This is a genomic window from Escherichia sp. MOD1-EC5189 (assembly GCF_002966045.1).
Lineage (GTDB): Bacteria > Pseudomonadota > Gammaproteobacteria > Enterobacterales > Enterobacteriaceae > Escherichia > Escherichia coli_F.
The window spans coordinates 1-1,964 of sequence record NZ_PTRX01000081.1 but is presented as its reverse complement, the minus strand read 5'-3'; the positions used below and the strand labels follow the sequence as shown (position 1 = coordinate 1,964).

Here is a 1,964-nt window from a genome sequence, read left to right as displayed (position 1 = left end):
GACCATAGACCGTTTCGATATACTTACACTGTTTATTCTCATGCAAAAGTTTGCGCAATGCATAAATACACCGTGTTAAAGATTCATCACTGGCAACACTTGCGCTCCAGACCTTATCAATAATCTCTTCTTTGCTAACAATTTCACCGTCAGCATTAAGTAATAGAATAATAACGCCAAGTTCTTTCGGGGGAATATGATATTCTTTGTTTTTGAATAATAATATTCCATTGTTTTTTAATACAAAGTCGCCAAATATATATTGTTGTGTATTATTTTTTCCATGTTGCAGTTGCATAGAACGCTCCTTCCGTTTTCTCTATTCATAGTATTAATTTGATCAATATAAAATAAAGTATTGGCAGAATTGCTCTATCAAAAAACGCTCATTTTGTAAGATTGTGATGAAGAAATGAATGAAAGCTGATGCTTAATAATATGAAACGCTGGTCCCATTTTACGAGACCAGATAGTGGACTATAATATTTGGCGTTACTTAATCAGAAACGTAAATAATCTTTCGCTGAATCAAATAATGCTGTAATGGTTGACGATAATAATTTTATAATCGTATCGTAGGTGGAGTTGGCTGTGCTGTATTTAGTCGTGATAACCTGTACATCGGTTTTCATGTTTTCTGCTTGCCCATTATAACCCGCTAACCATGCCTGGTATTCAGCTGTGCTTATTTCATAACCGGTGAATTCTTTAGATATATTTTTTTCCTTCCCTTTATTATCCCTGTGCACCATTGAATCTGAAGATTGACTCATACTGTCAATAATCTGAGGGTTGGGAATAATAACATATAAACCGCTACCTTGTGGTTCAACTTCGACAATCGGAGAAGGTGTGCGGTGTTTGGGATCGGGTGGAATTACCGGAAGTCCTAAAGCGGCGCACCATTTTTCTGCTTCTTCCAATGGAACACCAATTTTGTCAGCAGGTGCCGGAGGGTATAAAACATAGTCTGGATTGTAATGATAGTGGAAATCACCATTAGGATATTTATCGATATAATAAAAATGCATCAAGGCCTTTTGAAATGCATTGACATCAAAAATTATCGCATCGCCTTTTTTATTAGAGTGAGTCCATTTTCCCATATTGCTTTGGATATGTTCACTGAAGTCCTGCCAGTATGCGCTCATTATCTCAACGCTATTCGCATAAATTTCGAGGTAGTCGCTACCGAGCACACTCATCAAATCAGCAATATCACTGCATATATATTTATCACTTTTAAATTCGTTTGAACTACTGGCCGTTAAAGTACTGCTGGTTGCTGAACTTCTCATTTCAGGCACAGAACTCTCTAAAGAAGCGATAGCGTGAGTTAAGGTTCCTTTGGTCATTGCCATTGCACTTGGCCCGGTTGTGTTGTGAGCAACGTTAGCCAGGGTTTTTCTCACAGAGTTATGCAGGGTCAATATTTTATCGGGATCCTTTAATTTTCCGTCAATAGTATTAACATTTTCTGTAAGATGCAGAACGTTTTTTATCAGCAAATAACTTTCGTGTAAAAGTGCAGATCCTTGCTCTGACAGGTTTTCAGCAGGGAAATTTCTGAGCAAGTTTTTAACGAAGTTAAGTTGTATGTCATGCTGGCATTTCCAGTCTTCATTTCGCGGGCTACGTTCACTGACTAAAGTTGATAGTTTTTCAACATCTTTCTTGAGCATAGCGCCAATATTATTATCCTTACTGGCGCTGTTATACAAATTACCCTCGCTTTTGCTGTTTTCCAGTTGATGAGGCTCCTCACTTTGCGAGGATGCCTCTTTAAGAGGAATGTTTGCATTCTGCTGACGTAAAATATCTATATTTAAATTATTATCTTTATTAATCATGTGTCATTCCTCCTTAAATATAATTAACTATTATTGCAATAATTTATGAGCGAATGCCTTGAACGATAGCACTATCAGTATCAATAATGGTTTGTATTATTTGCTGTAATAAAT

At 36.7% G+C, this 1,964-nt stretch carries 2 protein-coding genes; both read right to left on the bottom strand.

The genetic code is table 11. From position 1 onward, the window contains the following. Nucleotides 1-298, bottom strand: a 298-nt coding sequence (locus ATB02_RS25540) for a winged helix-turn-helix domain-containing protein (protein WP_198600600.1), incomplete at its 3' end; no start/stop codon positions are given. Nucleotides 299-500: 202 nt separating this feature from the next. Beyond that, nucleotides 501-1,850: an IpaD/SipD/SspD family type III secretion system needle tip protein gene (locus ATB02_RS25535; RefSeq protein ID WP_105272406.1), complete on the bottom strand. Its 1,350-nt coding sequence runs from the start codon at nucleotides 1,848-1,850 to the stop codon at nucleotides 501-503. Nucleotides 1,851-1,964: the final 114 nt, after the last annotated feature.